The sequence below is a fragment of the Streptomyces sp. NBC_00878 genome, from assembly GCF_026341515.1.
In the GTDB taxonomy this organism is placed as follows: Bacteria; Actinomycetota; Actinomycetes; order Streptomycetales; family Streptomycetaceae; genus Streptomyces.
Genome location: NZ_JAPEOK010000002.1, coordinates 563,047 through 580,823 on the forward strand (window position 1 = coordinate 563,047; position 17,777 = coordinate 580,823).

The following is a 17,777-nucleotide window of genomic DNA, read 5'->3' on the forward strand; positions in this document are numbered from 1 at the left end:
ATTCGTCGGCACGGAGGCGTTCAGTACATGGTGCCCCTCAACGCACCCACTGATGAGGAACTCACCCGCAGGGCCCAGGCCGGCGAGACCGGAGCCCTCGGACTACTGCTGGCCCGCCACCAGGCGCCGATGCGCGCGGTGGCGCTGAGCCTGCTCGGCTACGGCCCCGACGCGGAAGACGCGGTGCAGGACGCCGCGCTGACCGCGCTGCGGCGTATCGGCGACGTACGGGACCCGTCGGCCGTGGGAGCGTGGCTACGAGCGATCGTGCGCAACGCCTCCCGCACGCGGCTGCGCGAAACCCGGGAGATGCCCGGCCTGGAAGGACTTGACCACCTGCGGCTTCGCGACGACGAGCCGTCGCAGCCGGAGCAGCTCATCGAGCAGCACGCGATGCGGGACTGGATCTGGGACGCGGTGGACGAACTGCCGCCCCAGCTCCGGCTGGTGCTGATGCTGCGGCACTTCAGCGGCGTCACCTCGTACCGGGAGATCGCCGACGTCTGCGAGGTGCCGGTCGGCACCGTACGGAGTCGGCTCAACCAGGCCAGGGGGAAAATGGCCGAGGTGCTGCTGTCGACCGCCGCGCAGTCGCACGACGACGCCGCTGCGCTCACCAAGGAGAGCCAACACGAGGCCGTGGAGACCCTGCAGGCGTCCGAGCGCGGCAGCCTGCCCCGCGAGCTATCCGAGTTGTGGCCGGCGGAGGCCGAACTCGTCGGCCCACTCAGCAAGCCTGGCGAACGCACCCATCCCGTCCCGGTCATGCGAGAGACCCTGGAATCCGGGGTTCACCAGAGCGTGCGCCATGTGGTGGCCAGCCGCGACATCACCATCTGGGAAATGGACGTCACCCACGTCGGCGCCGTCCAGACCTGCCCGCCGACTCTCGCCTGGCTCATGTTCCGCAAGAAGAGAAGAGTTCAAAGACTCCGGCTGATCTTTCCCCAGCCGCAGACATGACATGAGCTGAACGGCCACAGAGGCTCCGCCCGCGAGTACCGGGGCGGGGCCTCTGCGCGTTGGGCGACATCTCGGAGAACTGCCGGAGCGCCGGTTGGTCCGCTCGTACGGGCGTTCCTAAACTGACGTGGCGTCAAACGGATCATGCGTCGTGCATCGTGCTGAGTGGGTGGAGCGTTGCCGGGGGCGCCCGTCGTGGGTGTTCGCGTGTCTTGTCCTGCCGGGGGGAGCCGTGATGCGGGATTGGGATCGGGTGGGTCGTTGGCCGTTGGTCGGACGGGGGCCTGAACTGGACGCCTTCGCTGCGGCGTTGGCGGACCGGGAATGCCGGGGGTTCGTGATCGGCGGGGCGGCCGGGGTGGGCAAGTCCCGGCTGGCCGAGGAGTGTCTGGCCCGGGCCGCGGCGGCGGGCTTCCGGGTGGGGCGGGCCACGGCGAGTGCCGCGGCGGGCGCGGTGCCGCTGGGGGCGATCGCGCATCTGCTGCCCGCGGGGGTTGATCTGTCGGACCCGGTGGCCGGGTTCGCCGCGGTCGCCCAGCGGCTGGCCGCCGGGCCGGGGCGGCGCTGGGCACTGTTCGTGGATGACATGCACCTGCTGGACTCGGCCTCGGCGGTGCTCCTGCGGCAGCTGATGGATACCGGCGTACTCCTGCTGATCGGCACCGTCCGCAGCGGTGAGCCGTACGGGAAGGCCGTCACGGCGCTGCGGGGCGGGGACGCGGTGTACCGGGTCGACCTGACCGTACTGAGCCCGGAGCAGATCGAGGCGCTGCTGCAGGCCGCGCTCGGCGGAGCGGTCGCCCGGCGCAGTCTGCACGAGCTGTCGGCGGCCAGCGGCGGCAACGTGCTGTACCTGCGGGAACTCGTCCTGGGCGCCCTGGCCGCCGGGGAGTTGACCGAGGACGGGGAGATCTGGCACCTGTCCGAGGGCCGATTACCGGGCACCGCGCGGCTGACCGAAGTGATCGAAGCCCGGTTGGCCACCGCTGATTCCGCCGGGCGCCCCGTGCTGGAACTGCTGGCGCTGTGCGAGCCGTTGCCGCTGGCCGATGCCGAAGTCCTCGCCCCGCCACAGGTGATGGCGGCCCTGGACGGGGCAGGGCTGATCCGCGTCACGCTGGACCGGCGGCGCACCGTCGTCTCCCTCGCCCACCCGCTGTACGGCGAGGCGCTGCGGGCCGGTCTTCCGGTCCTGCGCCGCCGGGCCCTGCTGCTGGACCAGGCCGCACGCGTCGAGGCCCGCGGCGCCCGCCGACGCGGTGACCTGCTGCGCACCGCCGGCTGGCGGCTGGCCGCCACGGGAACCGCCGATCCCACCCTTCTCACTCAGGCCGCCGTACTGGCTCGCCACGCGCACGACTACCCCCGGACCATCGCTCTCCTTGAGGCCCTGCCCGAGAAACACCGCACCACTGCCACCGGCTTGATGCTCGGCAGTGCCTTCTTCGAGATGGGCCGCTGGGATCAGGCCGAGGCGGCGCTCGCCCAGGCCGACGCCCTTGCCATCGGCGAGCAGGAGGAGCTGGCGGTCGCTCTGGTCCGGACGATGAATCTGCTGTGGAGCAACGCCCCCCTCACCGAGGCACTCGCGGTCAACGAGGCCGCACTGGACCGGATCACCAGCGCCGAGGGCCGCCGCAAGCTGAGGATCAATGAGGGCTTCATGCGGATCGCCGCCGGTCTGCCGGCCCAGGGGCTGGCCCTGCTGGATGACATGGAGACCGACGTCGGTGACGCCCCCGACGTCGACGTCTGGCTGCGAGGCGCCTGGATGAAGCCCTTCGGGCTGGCCCTGGTGGGCCGCACCGGAGAGGCCGCGACCTGGGCGGAGCGCGCCCACGTCGGCCACCGGCGGGTCGACGAACACGCCCTCGTCTCCCATCCAGCCGTCCAGCGCATCCCGCTCGTCCTCGCCCTCACCGAAGCCGGTCTCCCGGCCGAAGCCCGCCGCGAGGGCGAGCGCGCCTACGCCGAACTTGTTGCCGCCGATTCCCTTGTGAGGGTCTGGATGGCGGTCTTCCTCGGCCGAACGGAGTGGCTGGTCGGTCGGCCGACGACCGCCCGCCGCTGGTGGGCCGAGGCCGCCGCGCTGGCCCGTACCTTCGACCACACCATGGCCCTGCGCCCGGTGCTCGGCGGCCTCGCCGCATGCGCGGCCGTGCTGGGAGACCTGGACGCGGCCGAAGTATCACTGGCCGAACACCGAACCCTGCCGCCGCTGGCACCGGGCCTGCTGTCCACAGGGGAGGAACGCCTGGGCGAGGCATGGCTGTTGGCCGTCCGCGGACAGCTGGGCCGGGCACGGTCCGTACTCACCGCCGCCGCCCGCGCCGCCCGCTCGACGGGCCACGTCACAGGTGAGGCGCTGCTGCTGACCGATGTGGCCCGCCTCGGCGGAGCGAAGGATGTCACGGACCGGCTGACCGCACTCGCGCAGACGTGCGACGGGATGCTTGCCCCGGCCCGGGCCCGACTGGCGGCGGCGCTGGCGGCCGACGACCCCGACCAGCTCCTCCAGGCCGCCGACGCGTGCCGGGCCATCGGCGCGGACCTGCTCGCCGCCGAGGCTGCCACCGCCGCCGCGGCCGCCTGGCGCCGGGCCGCCCGACCACGCCGTGCCTCAGCGGCCGCCCACCGGGCCGCCGCGGCCCTGGCCCGCTGCGAAGGCGCCCGCACACCACTGCTGACCACCGCCCAGGTCACCGCTCCGCTCACCACCCGCGAACGCGAGATAGCCCTGCTCGCCGCGGTCGGCAACGCCAGCAAGGACATCGCCCAGGCCCTGGCCCTGTCGGTACGCACCGTCGACAACCACCTCCACCACGCCTACACCAAACTCGGCGTCACCACCCGGCGCGAACTGGCCCAGACTCTCAGCGCACTCTCACCCGGCGCCCGCCCGGACCCCCAGCACGGCCCGTCGTAGTGGGGTGGTCGTCTTTACCAGGCTTCCTGCGTCGCGAAGTACCGCTTCCAGAAGTCGAGTTGCCCGGGCGGCGCCACCCGCGTCGGTCCGTAGCGCTCGCCGACCTCCATCACGGTCGGCGAGCCGGGACGGTAGGCGGGCCATCTGGGCAGACCGCGGCCGTTCGGGTCGCCGGTGGTGATGTAGTTCGCCAGGTAGGAGGACATGGTGTCGGCGATCTCGCGGTCCTGGTCGGTCCACCCCTGGGTGGCGGGGTGGAGGTTGCCGAAGAAGTAGACGATCTCGGAGCCGTGGTACGCGCCCCGGATGTCGTGGTCGGGGCCCGGTGGGCGGCGCGTCCAGAAGTACGTGTACACCGGACGGTCGGCGCCCTTGGTCCACTCGGTGCCCCACAGATACGTCGAGACCCGGGAGTTGTCACGGATCGCGTCGTTGCTGGCGAGGGCCGCCTCGTCGTCCGTACCCGCCGGGTAGAGCCGCAGGAACTCGTCGGCCATCGTGCCGAACTTCCGCCGCGCGGCGCCGACATAGTCGTCCAGGGTGACGTGGACGGGCGGGGCGCCGGGACGGTCCGGGTAACCCGCCTCGCGCCAGTACTCGAAGGCGGTCTCGGGCACGGCCCCGCTCTCGTCGAGGTTGTTGCCGGCCAGGTACCAGACGTCGTTCTGGGCGCGGGCGTCGTAGGTCGCCCGATAGCCGGCGGGCAGTACCCAGCCGTCGACGACGGGCCTGAACAGCGGAGGTTTCGCGACGGACTTGGTGTCGACCGTCTCGTCCTTGAGCGAGGCGGCATCGGTCAAGTCCTGCCAGGGCAGGGCGCGTAACCGCGCGAGCGTGGTCGCGCCCTTCGTCGCCCCGTAGGCGGGGCCCTGTCGGAGCGCGGTGTCCATCGCCCGGAGCGATACGCCGAGGTAGCGCAGCTCGGGATCGCTCGGACAGCGGACCTGGCTCTCGGCGAGGGAACGCTGGAAGAGCCCGGTGGCGAGCGGGGACATGGACAGCATGTTCGTGGAGCCGGCACCGGCGGACTGGCCGCCCAGCGTGATACGACGCGGATCGCCGCCGAACCCGGCGATGTTGCGCCGGACCCACTTCAGAGCCGCGATCTGGTCGAGCAGTCCGTAGTTGCCCGAGACGCCATGGCGGGACTCCGCGCTCAGTTCGGAGGTGGCGAGGAAACCCAGGGCGCCCAGGCGGTAGTTGAAGGTCACCACGACGACGCCCTTGGCGGCCAGGACCGAGCCTTCGAAGCCCGGGTCCGAGCCGGTTCCCGCGGAGAACCCGCCGCCGTAGATCCACACATACACCGGGCGGCGCTCCGTGCTTCTCCTGGCGCCCGTCCAGATGTTGAGGTTGAGACAGTCCTCGCTCATCGTGAGCGTGCCGGACGCCTGCGGGGGTGCGTCGCCGAACGTGTCGGCCAGGCGGACGCCCGTCCAGGACGGCGCCGGCTGCGGCGGGCGCCACCGGTTCGGCCCGGCGGTTGAGGCCGCGTAGGGAATCCCCCTGAAGACGGTGACACCGGACGCCGCGGCGGGCACACCGGCGACGAGACCGGACCGGGTCCGCACCGGCCTGCTGCCGAGCGACCCCGCGGCCGACGCGGGCTGCGCCGCGAGGGCGTCGACGAGCATGGCACTCGCGGTCATGCCCGCGGTGGTCCCCACTCTGATACCTGCGCTGACGCCTGCGGCGCGGCCGAGGAAGTCCCGTCGGCGCAGGGCCGGTTCCGCGGGACGGGGGTCATGGCTGTCTGGCACGGTCATACGGATCTCCCGATCACTGAACGAAGCCGGGTGGGACCGAGGGCCGCCGCATCACATGGGGCTTGTGTGCGGGACGGTGCGTACGAGAACGTAACCGCGCAGCAATATTGTTAGCAATATGCCTGACAAGACGAACGCTCTGCCCGCCGTCCCATCCCACTCACCCCACTCACCCAACTCGCCCAACTCACCGCACTCGACGACCAGATCGCCGTCCCGCAGAACGCTGCTGCGCGCCATGGCGGCGTCTGCCGCTGTGGGGACGCCGCTGTTAGCCGGCGCGCCGGCCGGGGCCGTATCGAGCGGGGCGGCCGACCTCCTCTACGTCGGCACCTGGGGTGCCGGCCAGGTGCACGCGCTCCGGTTCGACCCCGCCCGCGCGGCCATGACGCCGGTCGGGCCGGTGGCCCAGGCCACCTCGAACTGGGTGCTCGCCCACCCGACGCGCCCGGTCCTGTACGTGGCCGGCGGCGAACCGGGCGGGATCATCCGCGTCTTCCGCATCGACAACGCCTCCGCCGCGCTTGAGCAGTTCGGCGAGATCGCGACGGAGAGCACACCGGTGGGCGGCCTGTCGTACATGGCAGTGGACGCTGCCTCGAAGACACTCCTGGCCGCGGACTTCGCGGCGGGCACCGCCGTGTCCGTCCCGATCGGCAAGGACGGTGGACTCGGCGCCGTGGCGTCCCGGGTGCAGGACACCGGTTCCGGCCCCCATCCACGGCAGCAGGGGCCGCACGCCCACCACGTGGTCACCGACCCGAGCGGCAGGTTCGCGCTGGTCGCGGACTTCGGCGCCGACCGGGTCTTCGTCTACCACTTCGACCGGGCCACGCGCGCGCTGTCCGCCGGTACGCCCGACGGTCCGCGTACGTACGCGACGGCGCCCGGGTCGGGGCCGCGGCGGCTGGCCTTCCACCCGAGCGGCAGGACCGTCTACCTGTTGAACGAGCTGACCGCGGACATCCAGGCCCTGGACTGGAACGCGGCGGACGGCGTGCTCACCCACCTCCAGAGCCTGCCGACCGACGCGCCCGGACACACCGGCACCACGAGCGCCGCCGAACTGGCCATCAGCCGCGACGGCCGCTTCGTCTACACCTCCAACCGAGGCGAGAACACTCTGGTCGTCTTCTCGACGGACCGAAGCACCGGCCTGCTCACCCAGGTACAGCGCATCCCCTGCGCGGGAGTCACGCCGTGGAGCTTCACCCTTCACCCCGGCGGGAGGTGGCTGTTCGTCGCGAATCAGGCGAGCAACACGGTGAACCTGTTCAGCGTCGACCCACGCACGGGCCAACTCGCCGACACCGGCACATCCGTACCCGTACCGAAACCCGACTGCATCACCTTCAGTCGGCCCTGAGCGGGGAGCTCGGATCCTGCGGCGCTGTCAACGCCGCGGGGCGCAACTTCAGGGTGCGCGGCGGAAGCTGTGAGTCCAGGTGAGGCGCTTGTTCCACTCTGTGAAACGACCGCAGCATGAGACGCCTCAACCGAAGGCGGGACGGACGCCGAGCCGTGCACCTGGAGCGTCCGTCCCCCCATTCCGACAGGGAGCCCCTGTGAGCTCGCGAGACGTCCCCCACCCCGACACGGCACCGAGAGCATCGGCCGCCGCCGCTTACTCGGGAACGCCGTCGGCGCCGCGGCCGGCGCCACACTGCTGGGCGGCCTGACGACCGTACCCGCGTCGGCCGCCTCCCGCGCCGCCGCCGATCGTCCGGTGCGTACGCGGTCCGGCCTGGTGACCGGTGCCCCGGCCGCCTTGGACGGGATCACCGTCTACAGAGGCATCCCGTACGCGGCTTCGACCGTCGGCGAGAACCGCTGGCGCGCGCCACGGCCCGCGCCGTCCTGGCAGGGCGTACGCGCCGCCGACACCTGGGGCGCCGCCTGCCCCCAGCCGGTCAACGGCATCGCCGCCGACAAGGTCCCGCCGCTCAGCGAGGACTGCCTCAACCTCAACGTCTGGACGGGCGCGGCCGGTTCGAGAGAACGCCGCCCGGTCTTCGTATGGATCTACGGCGGCCGCAACTCCGCCATGTGGGCCTCCCAACCGGTGTACGACGGCGCGAACCTGGCGGTGAAGGGCGCGGTCGTCGTCACGTACAACCACCGCGTCGGTGCCTTCGGCAACCTCGCCCATCCCGAGCTGAGCACCGAGGGCGGGCACGGCGGCTCCGGCAACTGGGGTGTGCTGGACACGGTGGCGGCGCTGCGGTGGATCCGGGACAACATCGCCGCGTTCGGCGGTGATCCGGACCGGGTGACCATCGCGGGCTGGTCGCACGGGTCGTCGTTCGTGAACATCCTGATGATCTCGCGGCTGGCACGGGGGCTGTACCACCGGGCGCTGCTGGCGGCCGGCGTGCAGTACACCAAGGACCCGGCGCTCGGCCGGGTGGCGGGCGGCTACGACACGCTGCCGGTCGCCGAGGCCAACGGCACCGCGTTCGCCGGGTACATGGGCGCCTCCTCGCTCGCCGGCCTGCGGGCGCTGACCGCGGACGAGATCGTGACGAAGGTCTACGCGCCCGGCGCCCCGGCCACCGGCACCGACTTCGGCAACGTCCTGGACGGCTACGTCCTCCCGACCGGCTACACCGCCGCCATGGAGTCCGGCGCCGAGGCGGATGTGCCGGTCCTGACCGGCAACAACAAGGATGAGAACGGCGCCTCGCCGACCCTCGTGATGACCGTCGCCCGGTACGAGGCGTACGCGGCGACCACCTTCGGCGACCGAGCGGCGGAGTTCCTGGCGCTGTACCCGGCGAGCACCGACACGGAAGCGGCCGCGCAGTACAACAACTACGCGCGCGACGAGGAACGCGTCTCCACCTTCCTGTGGGGCACCCAGTTCCGCAACACCGCCGGCAACCGCAGCGCGATCTACAACTACTGGTGGACCCACGCCCCGCCCGGCACCGACACCACCAACCCGATCGAGCCCGCGAACGGCGCCGGCGCCTACCACGGCGCCGAGATGTACTACCTCTTCGGCAACCTCTACGGCACCGACCGCCCCTGGACCGAGGCCGACCACGCCATAGCAGACACCACGTCCTCGTACGTCGCGAACTTCGTGGCCACCGGCAACCCCAACGGCGGCTCCCTGCCCGCCTGGCCCGCCCTGCGCACGACGAAGCCGCTCTCCATGGAACTGGGCGACCACTTCACCACGCTCCCGGCGGCCGACAGCGAGGCCAAGTACACCTTCCTGAAGGACTACCTGGAATCCCAGACGACGGCATATTGATCCGCGTGTCGGCCGGGGGCACCGTGTCGTACGCGCTCACACACTCACTCACGCACTCGCTCGTACCGGTCGCCGGAGCAGGTAGACGGCCGCGGTAGAGACCAGGACAGCCATGCACGCGATGAACACCAGCCCGGCGCCCTCCAGGCCGATCGGACCCGTCAGGACCCCCACCCCGATCACCGGCACCGAGATACCCGCGTACGCCACCACGAACAGCGTCGAGATCACTGACGCGCGGTGGTCCGCGGGCGAGGCCTCGGCCACCGCGGACAACGCCCCGCGAAACGCCAGCCCCTGCCCGCACCCGCCGACGATCGCGCTCAGCATCACCAGCGTCAGCAGGTCCCACCGGAGCGCGCCGGCGAGCAGCGCCAGTCCGGCGAAGAGCCCGGCGCAGCCCAGCGGCAGCGACCGTGCCACCCCGACCCGGCCGACCGCCAGTTGCCCGGCGGTCGAGGAGAAGAAGGCGAGCGCGACGACGAGCCCGCTCACGGCGTGGTTGTCCACGTCCAGGGACTGCGCGAGGAACGCCGGGCTGACCGACGTGAACACCCCGAACAGCGCGAACCCCACGAACGAGGCGGTCGCCGCGGGTCCGAACACCGCCCGCACCTGCGGGGGCAGGCCGGGCCGCTGCGGTCGTACCGTGTCCAGCGGCCGCCGCTCGCGAACGGTCTCCGGCAGATACAGCAGGACGGCGGCCGAGCCGGCCACGAGGGCGAGGTGTACGGCGAACGGCAGGTACAGCGGCCAGGCGGCGTACTGCGCGAGCACTCCGGCGAGCAGCGGTCCGCAGCCCAGCCCGCCCATGTTGGCGGCGGTCGCCACGAGCGTGGCCCGGGACGAGCCTCCGTGGGGTGCCAACTCCATCACGTAGACCGTGGCGGCGCCGGTGAACAGACCGGCGGACAGCCCCGACATCAACCGCCCCGCGTACAGCCAGCCCAGCCCGGTGGCACTCAGGAAGCAGACGGCGCTCGCCGCCGCGAAGCCCAGGCCCCACAGCAGAACGGGCCGCCTGCCCACGACATCCGAGACGTTGCCGGTCAGCAACAGCACACCGATGACACCGAACGCGTATACGGCGTACACGACAGTCACGGTCAGTTCGGAGAACCCGAACTTCTCCTGATAGAGGCCGTAGAGCGGGGTCGGCAAGGTGGTCCCGGCCATGCAGACGGCAAACACCATCCCGCTGAGCACGCACCGGCGCCACCCTCGGCGATCACCATCCATGCGCCGACGGTAATCCCGCGAGCCACTCGCCGACGGTGCGGCATGCCCGACGCTCCGCTCAGGTGACAGATCGCCTGTTGGGGCCATCATCAGGTAGGGATGCGCAGATCCCGTACATACCAGTCGAGCCCTGTGCCGTCCTTGTTGTGCGTCCGCCTGCCCGGGGTGAAGCCGGCCCGCTGGGCAACCGCGGCAGACGCGGGATTGTCCGGGTCCACCTGGATCACCGCCTCCTCCCCGCCCTCACCGGCCGCGTACTGGGACACCAGGAGGACCGCACGGGTGGCCAGGCCACGTCCCCTCCAGGACGGGTAGAGGCCGTACGCGACATTCACCTGGCCGGGGGCCAGAGCCTCTCCCGCAAACCGCAAGTCGATCGTCCCCGCCAGCGCCTCGTCGGCGCCCACCCGGATGCCGAACGCCCGGAGTGGCCCGGCGGATTCTAGGGACAGTTGGAGCGTGTTGCCTCAGATTGAGCCTGGCCCCTGACAGAGACCAGCTGGTGATGCCGCGGCCCCATTGATGATGTCGACGGGGACAGGCACCAGCACACGCGGATCCGGAAGAGAGAGGTGCTGAACGGCACGAGGAGGCGAAGACGTCTTCGCCGGTTGTGGGGGCCCGGGCGTGGGCTGCGGTCCCCATCAGCGAGTGGCGGTCGTGCCTGCCTCCCCCGAGCATGGCGGTCGGCGACTACCCCCATCGCGCCACGGCAAGTCACCTGCGGCGTTGCCTGGCTCCGCGGCGAGACCGACCGCGACCAGCACGAGGAGGCCCTCCGGTGGATTGGCTCATCGCCGCCGCGCTCCTGGATGCGCGCAAGATCTACCGGAAAAGTGACGTCGGATCAGGGCCGGCGCCCGACGACTTCGACACCTGGGCCGACTACCTCCGCGCGAAGCTCGGCAAAGCGGAAGTCGCTGTCATGACCTTCAGCAGCGCGGCCCTGCGCGAGCGCCTCACCTCCTCACTGGATCTGCTGATCTGGGGAGCGAAGTACTGGATGCCGTCCCACAGCAGATCAGGCACACCGCCATGCTGCCCGGGCGCATGTCCCTGATGCAGCCCGATTTCCTTGACGAACCGCATAGGAGCACCCCCGAACACCTCATCCAGACCATCCGCCACGGCATGAGAACGATTCAGTACCGTCCCCACATCATCGACGGATGCCTCGCCGGAACCGGGCTGTCCCTCACCCTACGACTTCACGAGTTCAAGCTCAGCAAACACTCTCCCAGAAAGCCTTTTACGGGAAAATCGCCTGCATGGTTTGAGGCAACGGGGATTGAAAACGGAGCTTCAGTCACCGCACCATTCCCCGCCCCTGCTCGGCAACAGTTGCTCTTTTCACGGCTCCCAGAAAAACAGCAGATTTTCCAGAAGTAGGGCTTCCCAGGAGGTGAGGTGGACGTGACCGGCGCGCAGGGCCTGTATGAGCTGATCCGCATCGAGGCTTGGGAAGCGGTCATGGTCTGCCAATTGCCGAATGGTCAGAGCTAGTCGGGTCCAGACTAACCACTCTAGGGCCTCGCCGGCCTCAGCTGCAGACATCGGGACCGTGATGCTTTGCGCGAGCAGACTGCCGTTAAGTAGTTTGTGCTCCCGTTCAAGTTCGGTTGCTGCGGCCACAAGACGAAGAGTCCAGGGTGTTTTCCCACGACAGACTGACGTTCGTGCCGCACGGATGGTGTCCAACTGGGCGTAGAGCGCCGGCCTCAGTTCGGCAGGCGTTATGGGATGGGCCAAGAGAGTGTGCACCACGCGTGCCTTCAATGCATACAGCACGGTCACCGGGTCGTCGTCTGGCGTGGTCGGGGAAAGAATTTCGGTCATTATGGAGACCGGGATTCCCTCGGGCCTGTTGTCTTCAGCAAGCTGCTCGAGCATGCTGTGCAATTGCGTAGGCGTGAAGTACAGGAGGCTCTCACGCAGGACCGCGGTGGGGCCATCCGAGCTATGCAGCAGCGCCAAAATCTTGGAGTAGCTGCGCAGCGCGCCCCGGAGGGATTCAGGTGCGGCTTGAGCCGGGTGAGAAACACCCTTCAACGCGAGCAGACGGCTGCACGCACCAGCTTCGGGATGGTGCAGAAGCAGTCCCAGAGACGCTCCCATCCCCAGCCCTTTGCGGGTCAGATACCAATGAGTCGTACGATGATCGAGAACCTTTTTGCGCAGACCATCTTTATAGAGCTCTTCGATGTCGTTGTCTCGTAGATACTTCGCCCGGTGGGCAAGGACCACGAATCCTGCGTCTCGGATCGCCTCCAAGATCTCCACATGCCGACCGCGATGGACGGCGTCCGGTGTGATAATCATGAATGCGATGTGGTCTGCGGCTCCCTGAAGGCCTGCTTCCCCCATTTCCCTGACATTCTCGACGGTCAGCGGATAGTCGTCGAGTTCTTCAGCAGCGTCGAGGATCTGGCGGTATGCGGGTGAGACGTCACTCATGTCGCTCCTCACGGCTTGCTCCGCCCTCGTCTGGGCATCGGATGGCAGTTGGCTCGGGCGGAAGAAGAAAAGGCTTTCAAGTGCAGTGAGCTCCAAGGTGCTCGGTAGGATTCCTAGTGCCGCCAACGCGGCCTGGAAGTCCTCGAACCGCATCTGTTGGCAAGCGTCTGGATCGGCGAGCAGACGGAGACAAACCAGCGCGGTGGACGCAGCTGGCACCTCGACCGCACCCGCAGGCTGGTCAGGGAGAGGGAGCTGGACAAGGAATTCTCGCTCCTCGGCCAAGAGGAGCTCTATCTTGGCGGTCTCCGGAACATGCCCCGGGTTCTCGTCTACGACTCGGGCGGCCGCCGCGTACCGTTCCTCCAAGTCCTTCAGTACTGATGACGGGACCGCACCTGTGGTGAGCAGTTCCGCCAGCAGGCGGCGCTTTAGCCGGTAGAGCACCCTGTACTGCTCGATCCGATGCAGCGGAAGTCCCGCCTCATAGCTAGTAACTGCCACCCGCACTGCCGGCGACCAGATCTCCTGGACCAGCAACTCGGCCAGATCAGTGGGCTCGAAGAGGACGCTCGTCTCGTAGAGCATGCTCAGCCAGTCGTCCGAGCTGTGCAGGAGCCCGAATGTCTTGTTGGGCGTCCGGTAGGTCTCGCGGTAGGTCCCCGGGCGGGCGAGTAGGGGGTCCGAAGCGCCCTTGGAGTCGGTGATGGTGGCCTGGAAGCGCTGGTCCTCCGGGTGTCGCAAGAGCAGCACGAGGGATTCACCGAGCTCGAACACCTTGCTTTTTATCCACCACGACCGGATGTGTCGGCCCGGCACATCCATGACGAGCCCGTCTCGGTAGAGGCGCTCCGAGAGGCGCTGGTCGATGCGCCGGAAGCAGAACGCAACGACCCGAGCGCCGTGCTCCTCCAAGAACCGACGATGCACGCCCTGGGCCAGGCCGTCTGGTGTGACTACGGCGAGTGCGGTTCGGGGAACTAGGCGCAGGCACGCATCGGGCAGTGACTGTACAACGTTCCGGTGAAAGGACTCGAGCACGGGATAGTCACCCAGCTGTTCTGTCAGCACGCTCCGGACCTGGTCCGGACAGTAGTCCGTATATGCCATTCAGCACCGATCCATAGTCTGTTGCGCCAGGTTGTCTACGTAGGCATAATGGGTTCCAAACATTTCCTGATGTCTTTCCGATGCGCGGCAGAATTGGTCCTTGACGCCCATTTTCAGCGACCTGGTTCGGGACGAATGAGCCGACACCGCCTCGGCGACTGCAGATCCGAGGCCGCCGATGACACTGTGCTCCTTTAGCAGCGCCAGCAGCCTAGAACGCACGGCACATTCCCCAACCAGGGTGCTATCGAACGGCTTCAGCGAGTTGCTGTTGGCCGTGCCGACGCTAGATTCGGTTTCGTTCAGACGTCTCGCTGTCATCAGCATCAGAGCCTTCCAATCCTGCCCGGATTGCAGCTCGCCGTCCTCTAGAACGGCGTGAATGTACATGCTGAGCCCGAGCATGCAGGTGTTGAGCGCGATACCTAGCCTTGGATAGTCCGATGTCCAGGGACCAGTGGAGACACCAATGCCAGGGGTCGTCGTTCGACACGAGTGGCCAAGTGACCGTCCACCCGATTCTATAATCATGTCCAGTTCCTCTGACGGTAGTTACCCAGATCAGCGAGTGCGGCGTACAAGGTGATACAGGCGTGTCCCTTAGCCTGAAGCGACTGCAGGCAGGCGTCGGGGTTTTCTCGGCACAAGCCGGCCAGCTGCGAGTGGCCCTCAACCAGGTCGTTGAGTTGGCGCCGGAACTCGGCCAGTGAACTCTTTCAGTGTGGCCACTGATCGGATGACGGGATCGGTATCACGCAACGCGTGAGGCTCCCGTGCCGTTGGGGGAGGTGTTCGAAGTCTCAACCCTCAGGAACAGGAGCCGCGTTGATCCCCTGTCCTGCTGCACTCGATCTGCATCACGCCCTGGTCGAGTGGGTCACAATGCTCATCGTCACCCGCGAGGGTGACCGTCGCTGCAAGCTCCCGCCGCAGCAGCGTGCGCGTGCGCTGGTCGGCCTGGTGTACATGCGCAGGCACGACACGCTCGCGCAGATCGCCGTCGGCTTCGGCATCTCGGTGGGCACCGCCCACGCCTACACGACCGCGGTGATCAGCCTGCTCGCCGAGCGTGCACCGGGCCTGCTCAAGGTGCTGCGCGAGACCGGTCCCGACTGCGTCCTGCTCGACGGCACTCTCGCCGAGTGCGACCGGGCCGGCGACGGCCGGGCCGACTACTCCGCCAAGCGCCGCCGTGGGAGCCAGCCCATGGGTGACAACGCCCCTCAGACGCCCGCCGGGCCGTGGCCTCACGCCAACCCAGCAAACCGTCAACCGCGCGTTGTCCGCGGCACGGGCACCGGTCGAGCGCGGCGTCGCACGGCTGAAGTCGTGGCGAGTCTTCCGCAGGTCCCGATGCAGCCCGAATCGAATGTCGTCAATCGCCGCCGCCGTCCTCACCCTGGAGCGGCAACGCTGAAAAGCCTCGGTGTCTGTGCCGTCGCCATCTAGATGATCAATTCCGATGGATGCCTGCGGAGGGTGTGGGGTGGGCGGCGGCCGAAGCCACCGCGAGACGGTCAGGCGGCGGGCTGCCGGCCCTGGTTGTCGAGGTGGCAGCGGGCGGTCAGGCGTCAGGGTCGACTTCGGGGTGCGTGAACCGCACGGGCTTGCCCAGCGACCGGGCGTAGGCGATTTCGGCTCGGGTGCTGTCTCCGATGTAGTCGCCGACTACGAGCACCTCATCAGCGAGCCGGATCTTCGCTCGGTGCAGATCGTCGAGTCGAACCTTCAGCGCCTCGGCTTCGACAGGATCGGACCAAAGCTCGTGCGGCGACTTCATGTCGCAACCCGGCTTGACGACAATCTTTCCGGCTTTGGTCTCCCGCAGATCGGCCTCGGTCATCTCGGTCATGAAACGGGTGGAGCCGCAGATCACGACAATGCGCGGGAGGCTCAACAGCTTCTTCGCGTTGGCGAGCTTCTCCTCGGGGGTGAGCAGTTGCGGGTATGACACTGGTTCCTCCTGGTGGTGTGGTCCAAGGGGCGCCTGCGGAGACGAGATCGAGGATGTCCAAGATCGTCTTATGGCGAACGACGTGGACACCCTCGCGACAGCACTCTAGGCGACGACCGACGACATGCTGAAAGAGCATCCCGACCTGGCGCCGTGGCGCCCGCCGGTCGGCATTACGCCCCGCCTGAGCGATGCCGAACTGGTCACCCTCGCCACGATGCAGGCCCTACTCGGCTACACCTCCGAGGCCAAATGGCTCCGCCATGCCCGTGCCCACCTGCGCCGTCTCTTCCCCTACCTGCCCCAGCAGCCCGGCTACAACACAAGCGGCTGCGCAAGGCCGCCGGTCTGATGCGAAGCGTCAACCGGATCCTGGCCACCACCACCTCGGTGTGGAGCGACGACGTATGGGTCGTGGACTCCACCCCGGTGGAATGCGGCCGCTCCCGCGAGACCGTCAAACGCTCCGACCTGGCAGGTTGGATCGAATACGGCTACTGCGCCAGCCACAGCCGCTTCTTCTGGGGCCTGCGCCTGCACCTGCTCTGCACCCTTCAGGACCTGCCCATCGCCTTCGCCCTGACCGGGGCCAAGGCCGACGAACGCGAGACCCTCCTCGACCTCCTGGCCGCCGAATGCGAGCTTCTGCGAGAGCGCCCCCGACAGACTCTCATTGGCGACAAGAACTACTTCGGCCGTGGTTTCGAACGCGAACTGTCCGAGCGTGGAGTCCAGTTGCTGCGGCCGGCCCGTAAAGGTGAACGGGAACGGCCTGGCGCAGCCCTGTTCAAGCCGCTGCGACAGGTCATCGAATCGATCAACGAGACCTTCAAGGGACAGCTTGACCTCGAACGGCACCGAGGGCGCACACCGGGAGGTGTCATAGCCCGCGTCATGCAACGCATCCTCGCGCTGACCGCCGCGATCTGGCACAACGACGCCACCGGACAAACCGTCCTAGGCTCACTGATCGCCTACGCTCACTGACCCCCTGGACTAGATCATCTAGTGTCCTGCGCCAGAGATCCGTCGGCAGAAGCGGGCGAGGGAGTCGAGGATCTCTTCGGCGGTCTTGGTCCAGATGAACGGCTTGGGGTCTTGGTTCCAGTCTTTGACCCAGGCGCGGATGTCGGCTTCGAGGGCCTGGACGTTCTTGTGTGCGCCGCGGCGGATCATTTGGTGGGCGAGGTAGCCGAACCACCGCTCGACCTGGTTGATCCAGGAAGAGCCGGTAGGGGTGAAGTGCAGCTCGAACCGCGGGTGCTTGGCCAGCCATGTCTTGATCGCCGGGGTCTTGTGGGTGCCGTAGTTGTCCACGATCAAGTGGATCTGCAGGTGAGCGGGCACCTCCTTGTCGATCCGGATGAGGAACTTCTTGAACTCCACGGCCCGGTGCCGGCGGTGCAGGGCCGTGATGACCTCGCCGGTGGCGACATCGAAGGCGGCGAACAGAGTGGTCAGGCCGTTGCGGACGTAGTCGTGGGTGCGCCGCTCGGGCATGCCCGGCATTATCGGCAGCACCGGCTGGGACCGGTCCAGGGCCTGGATCTGCGACTTCTCGTCCACCGAGAGCACCACCGCACCCTCGGGCGGGTTGAAGTACAGGCCCACGACGTCGTAGACCTTCTCCACGAACAGCGGGTCTGTCGACAGCTTGAAGGTGTCCGCGAGATGCGGCTTGAGCTGGAACTGGCGCCAGATCCGGCCCACGGTCGACTTCGACAGGCCGCTGTGCTGGGCCATCGATTTCCTGGACCAGTGGGTGGCGTTCTTCGGCAGCTGTTCCAGCGTGGTGACCACTACCGCTTCCACCTGGTCGACGCCGATGGTGGGCGGCCGGCCCGGCCTGGGCTCGTCGACCAGACCGTCCAGCCGCTCGGCGAGAAACCGGCGCCGCCACTTGCGGACCGTGTCCGCGGCCACCCGCAACTCCCGGGCGACCGCGACAATCGGCGGTACTTCCGGCCCCGCACACGCCAGGACAATCCGAGCCCGCAGCGCCAGGGCCTGGGCCGATGTCGCCCGACGTGTCCACCGCTCCAACTCCGCCCGCTCCTCCCCGGACAGCAGCAACGGCTCCAATTTGGGACCCCGACGAGGAACTGA

General features: G+C 68.5%; 12 protein-coding genes and 3 pseudogenes. 8 read left to right on the top strand and 7 right to left on the bottom strand.

Annotation, left to right across the window (positions count from 1 at the left end; genetic code table 11):
• Positions 1 to 27 precede the first annotated feature (27 nt).
• Both OHA11_RS46665 and OHA11_RS46670 read left to right on the top strand, forming a co-directional pair.
• Positions 28 to 963: an RNA polymerase sigma factor gene (locus OHA11_RS46665; protein ID WP_266508552.1), complete on the top strand. Its 936-nt coding sequence runs from the start codon at positions 28 to 30 to the stop codon at positions 961 to 963.
• A gap of 235 nt (positions 964 to 1,198) precedes the next feature.
• Positions 1,199 to 3,889 carry a LuxR family transcriptional regulator gene (locus OHA11_RS46670; protein ID WP_266508553.1) on the top strand — a complete coding sequence of 897 codons (2,691 nt, stop codon included), beginning with the start codon at positions 1,199 to 1,201 and terminating at the stop codon, positions 3,887 to 3,889.
• Positions 3,890 to 3,903: 14 nt separating this feature from the next.
• Here OHA11_RS46670 and OHA11_RS46675 read toward each other — a convergent pair whose 3' ends face one another.
• Positions 3,904 to 5,655 (bottom strand): carboxylesterase/lipase family protein, encoded by a 1,752-nt coding sequence (locus tag OHA11_RS46675; protein WP_266508554.1) that lies wholly within the window; start codon positions 5,653 to 5,655, stop codon positions 3,904 to 3,906.
• 118 nt (positions 5,656 to 5,773) lie between these two features.
• Between OHA11_RS46675 and OHA11_RS46680 the strand changes: the two genes are divergently transcribed.
• Positions 5,774 to 7,021 carry a lactonase family protein gene (locus OHA11_RS46680; RefSeq protein WP_266508556.1) on the top strand — a complete coding sequence of 416 codons (1,248 nt, stop codon included), beginning with the start codon at positions 5,774 to 5,776 and terminating at the stop codon, positions 7,019 to 7,021.
• A 360-nt stretch (positions 7,022 to 7,381) separates the two neighbouring features.
• Positions 7,382 to 8,914, top strand: coding sequence for a carboxylesterase/lipase family protein (locus OHA11_RS46685; RefSeq protein ID WP_266508557.1), 1,533 nt, complete (start codon positions 7,382 to 7,384; stop codon positions 8,912 to 8,914).
• A 48-nt stretch (positions 8,915 to 8,962) separates the two neighbouring features.
• Here the strand turns inward: OHA11_RS46685 and OHA11_RS46690 are convergent, their stop codons facing one another.
• Entirely contained in the window at positions 8,963 to 10,153 is a 1,191-nt protein-coding gene (locus OHA11_RS46690) for an MFS transporter (RefSeq protein ID WP_266508559.1), read from the bottom strand.
• A gap of 89 nt (positions 10,154 to 10,242) precedes the next feature.
• Entirely contained in the window at positions 10,243 to 10,605 is a 363-nt protein-coding gene (locus tag OHA11_RS46695; RefSeq protein WP_323186805.1) for a GNAT family protein, read from the bottom strand.
• A gap of 329 nt (positions 10,606 to 10,934) precedes the next feature.
• On the opposite strand from OHA11_RS46695, the gene OHA11_RS46700 reads away from it, so the two are divergent.
• Both OHA11_RS46700 and OHA11_RS46705 read left to right on the top strand, forming a co-directional pair.
• Positions 10,935 to 11,213, top strand: a complete 279-nt coding sequence (locus OHA11_RS46700) for a hypothetical protein (RefSeq protein ID WP_266508562.1) — start codon at positions 10,935 to 10,937, stop codon at positions 11,211 to 11,213.
• A gap of 32 nt (positions 11,214 to 11,245) precedes the next feature.
• Positions 11,246 to 11,350: pseudogene (locus OHA11_RS46705) on the top strand (IS630 family transposase); the annotation flags it as partial.
• A 153-nt stretch (positions 11,351 to 11,503) separates the two neighbouring features.
• Here the strand turns inward: OHA11_RS46705 and OHA11_RS46710 are convergent.
• Together OHA11_RS46710 and OHA11_RS46715 are read right to left on the bottom strand one after the other, a co-directional pair.
• Positions 11,504 to 13,522, bottom strand: coding sequence for a nucleoside-diphosphate kinase (locus OHA11_RS46710; protein ID WP_266508563.1), 2,019 nt, complete (start codon positions 13,520 to 13,522; stop codon positions 11,504 to 11,506).
• A gap of 195 nt (positions 13,523 to 13,717) precedes the next feature.
• A complete protein-coding gene (locus OHA11_RS46715) occupies positions 13,718 to 14,107 on the bottom strand; it encodes a transketolase C-terminal domain-containing protein (RefSeq protein WP_266508564.1) in 390 nt (129 codons plus the stop codon).
• Between the two features lie 435 nt (positions 14,108 to 14,542).
• On the opposite strand from OHA11_RS46715, the pseudogene OHA11_RS46720 reads away from it, so the two are divergent.
• Positions 14,543 to 15,134: pseudogene (locus OHA11_RS46720) on the top strand (transposase family protein).
• Positions 15,135 to 15,281: 147 nt separating this feature from the next.
• On the opposite strand, the gene OHA11_RS46725 reads toward OHA11_RS46720, so the two are convergent.
• Positions 15,282 to 15,671, bottom strand: a complete 390-nt coding sequence (locus OHA11_RS46725; RefSeq protein ID WP_266508565.1) for a hypothetical protein — start codon at positions 15,669 to 15,671, stop codon at positions 15,282 to 15,284.
• Positions 15,672 to 15,795: 124 nt separating this feature from the next.
• On the opposite strand from OHA11_RS46725, the pseudogene OHA11_RS46730 reads away from it, so the two are divergent.
• A pseudogene (locus tag OHA11_RS46730) lies at positions 15,796 to 16,658 on the top strand (IS982 family transposase).
• 18 nt (positions 16,659 to 16,676) lie between these two features.
• On the opposite strand, the gene OHA11_RS46735 reads toward OHA11_RS46730, so the two are convergent.
• Positions 16,677 to 17,753, bottom strand: coding sequence for an IS630 family transposase (locus tag OHA11_RS46735; protein WP_266491290.1), 1,077 nt, complete (start codon positions 17,751 to 17,753; stop codon positions 16,677 to 16,679).
• Positions 17,754 to 17,777: the final 24 nt, after the last annotated feature.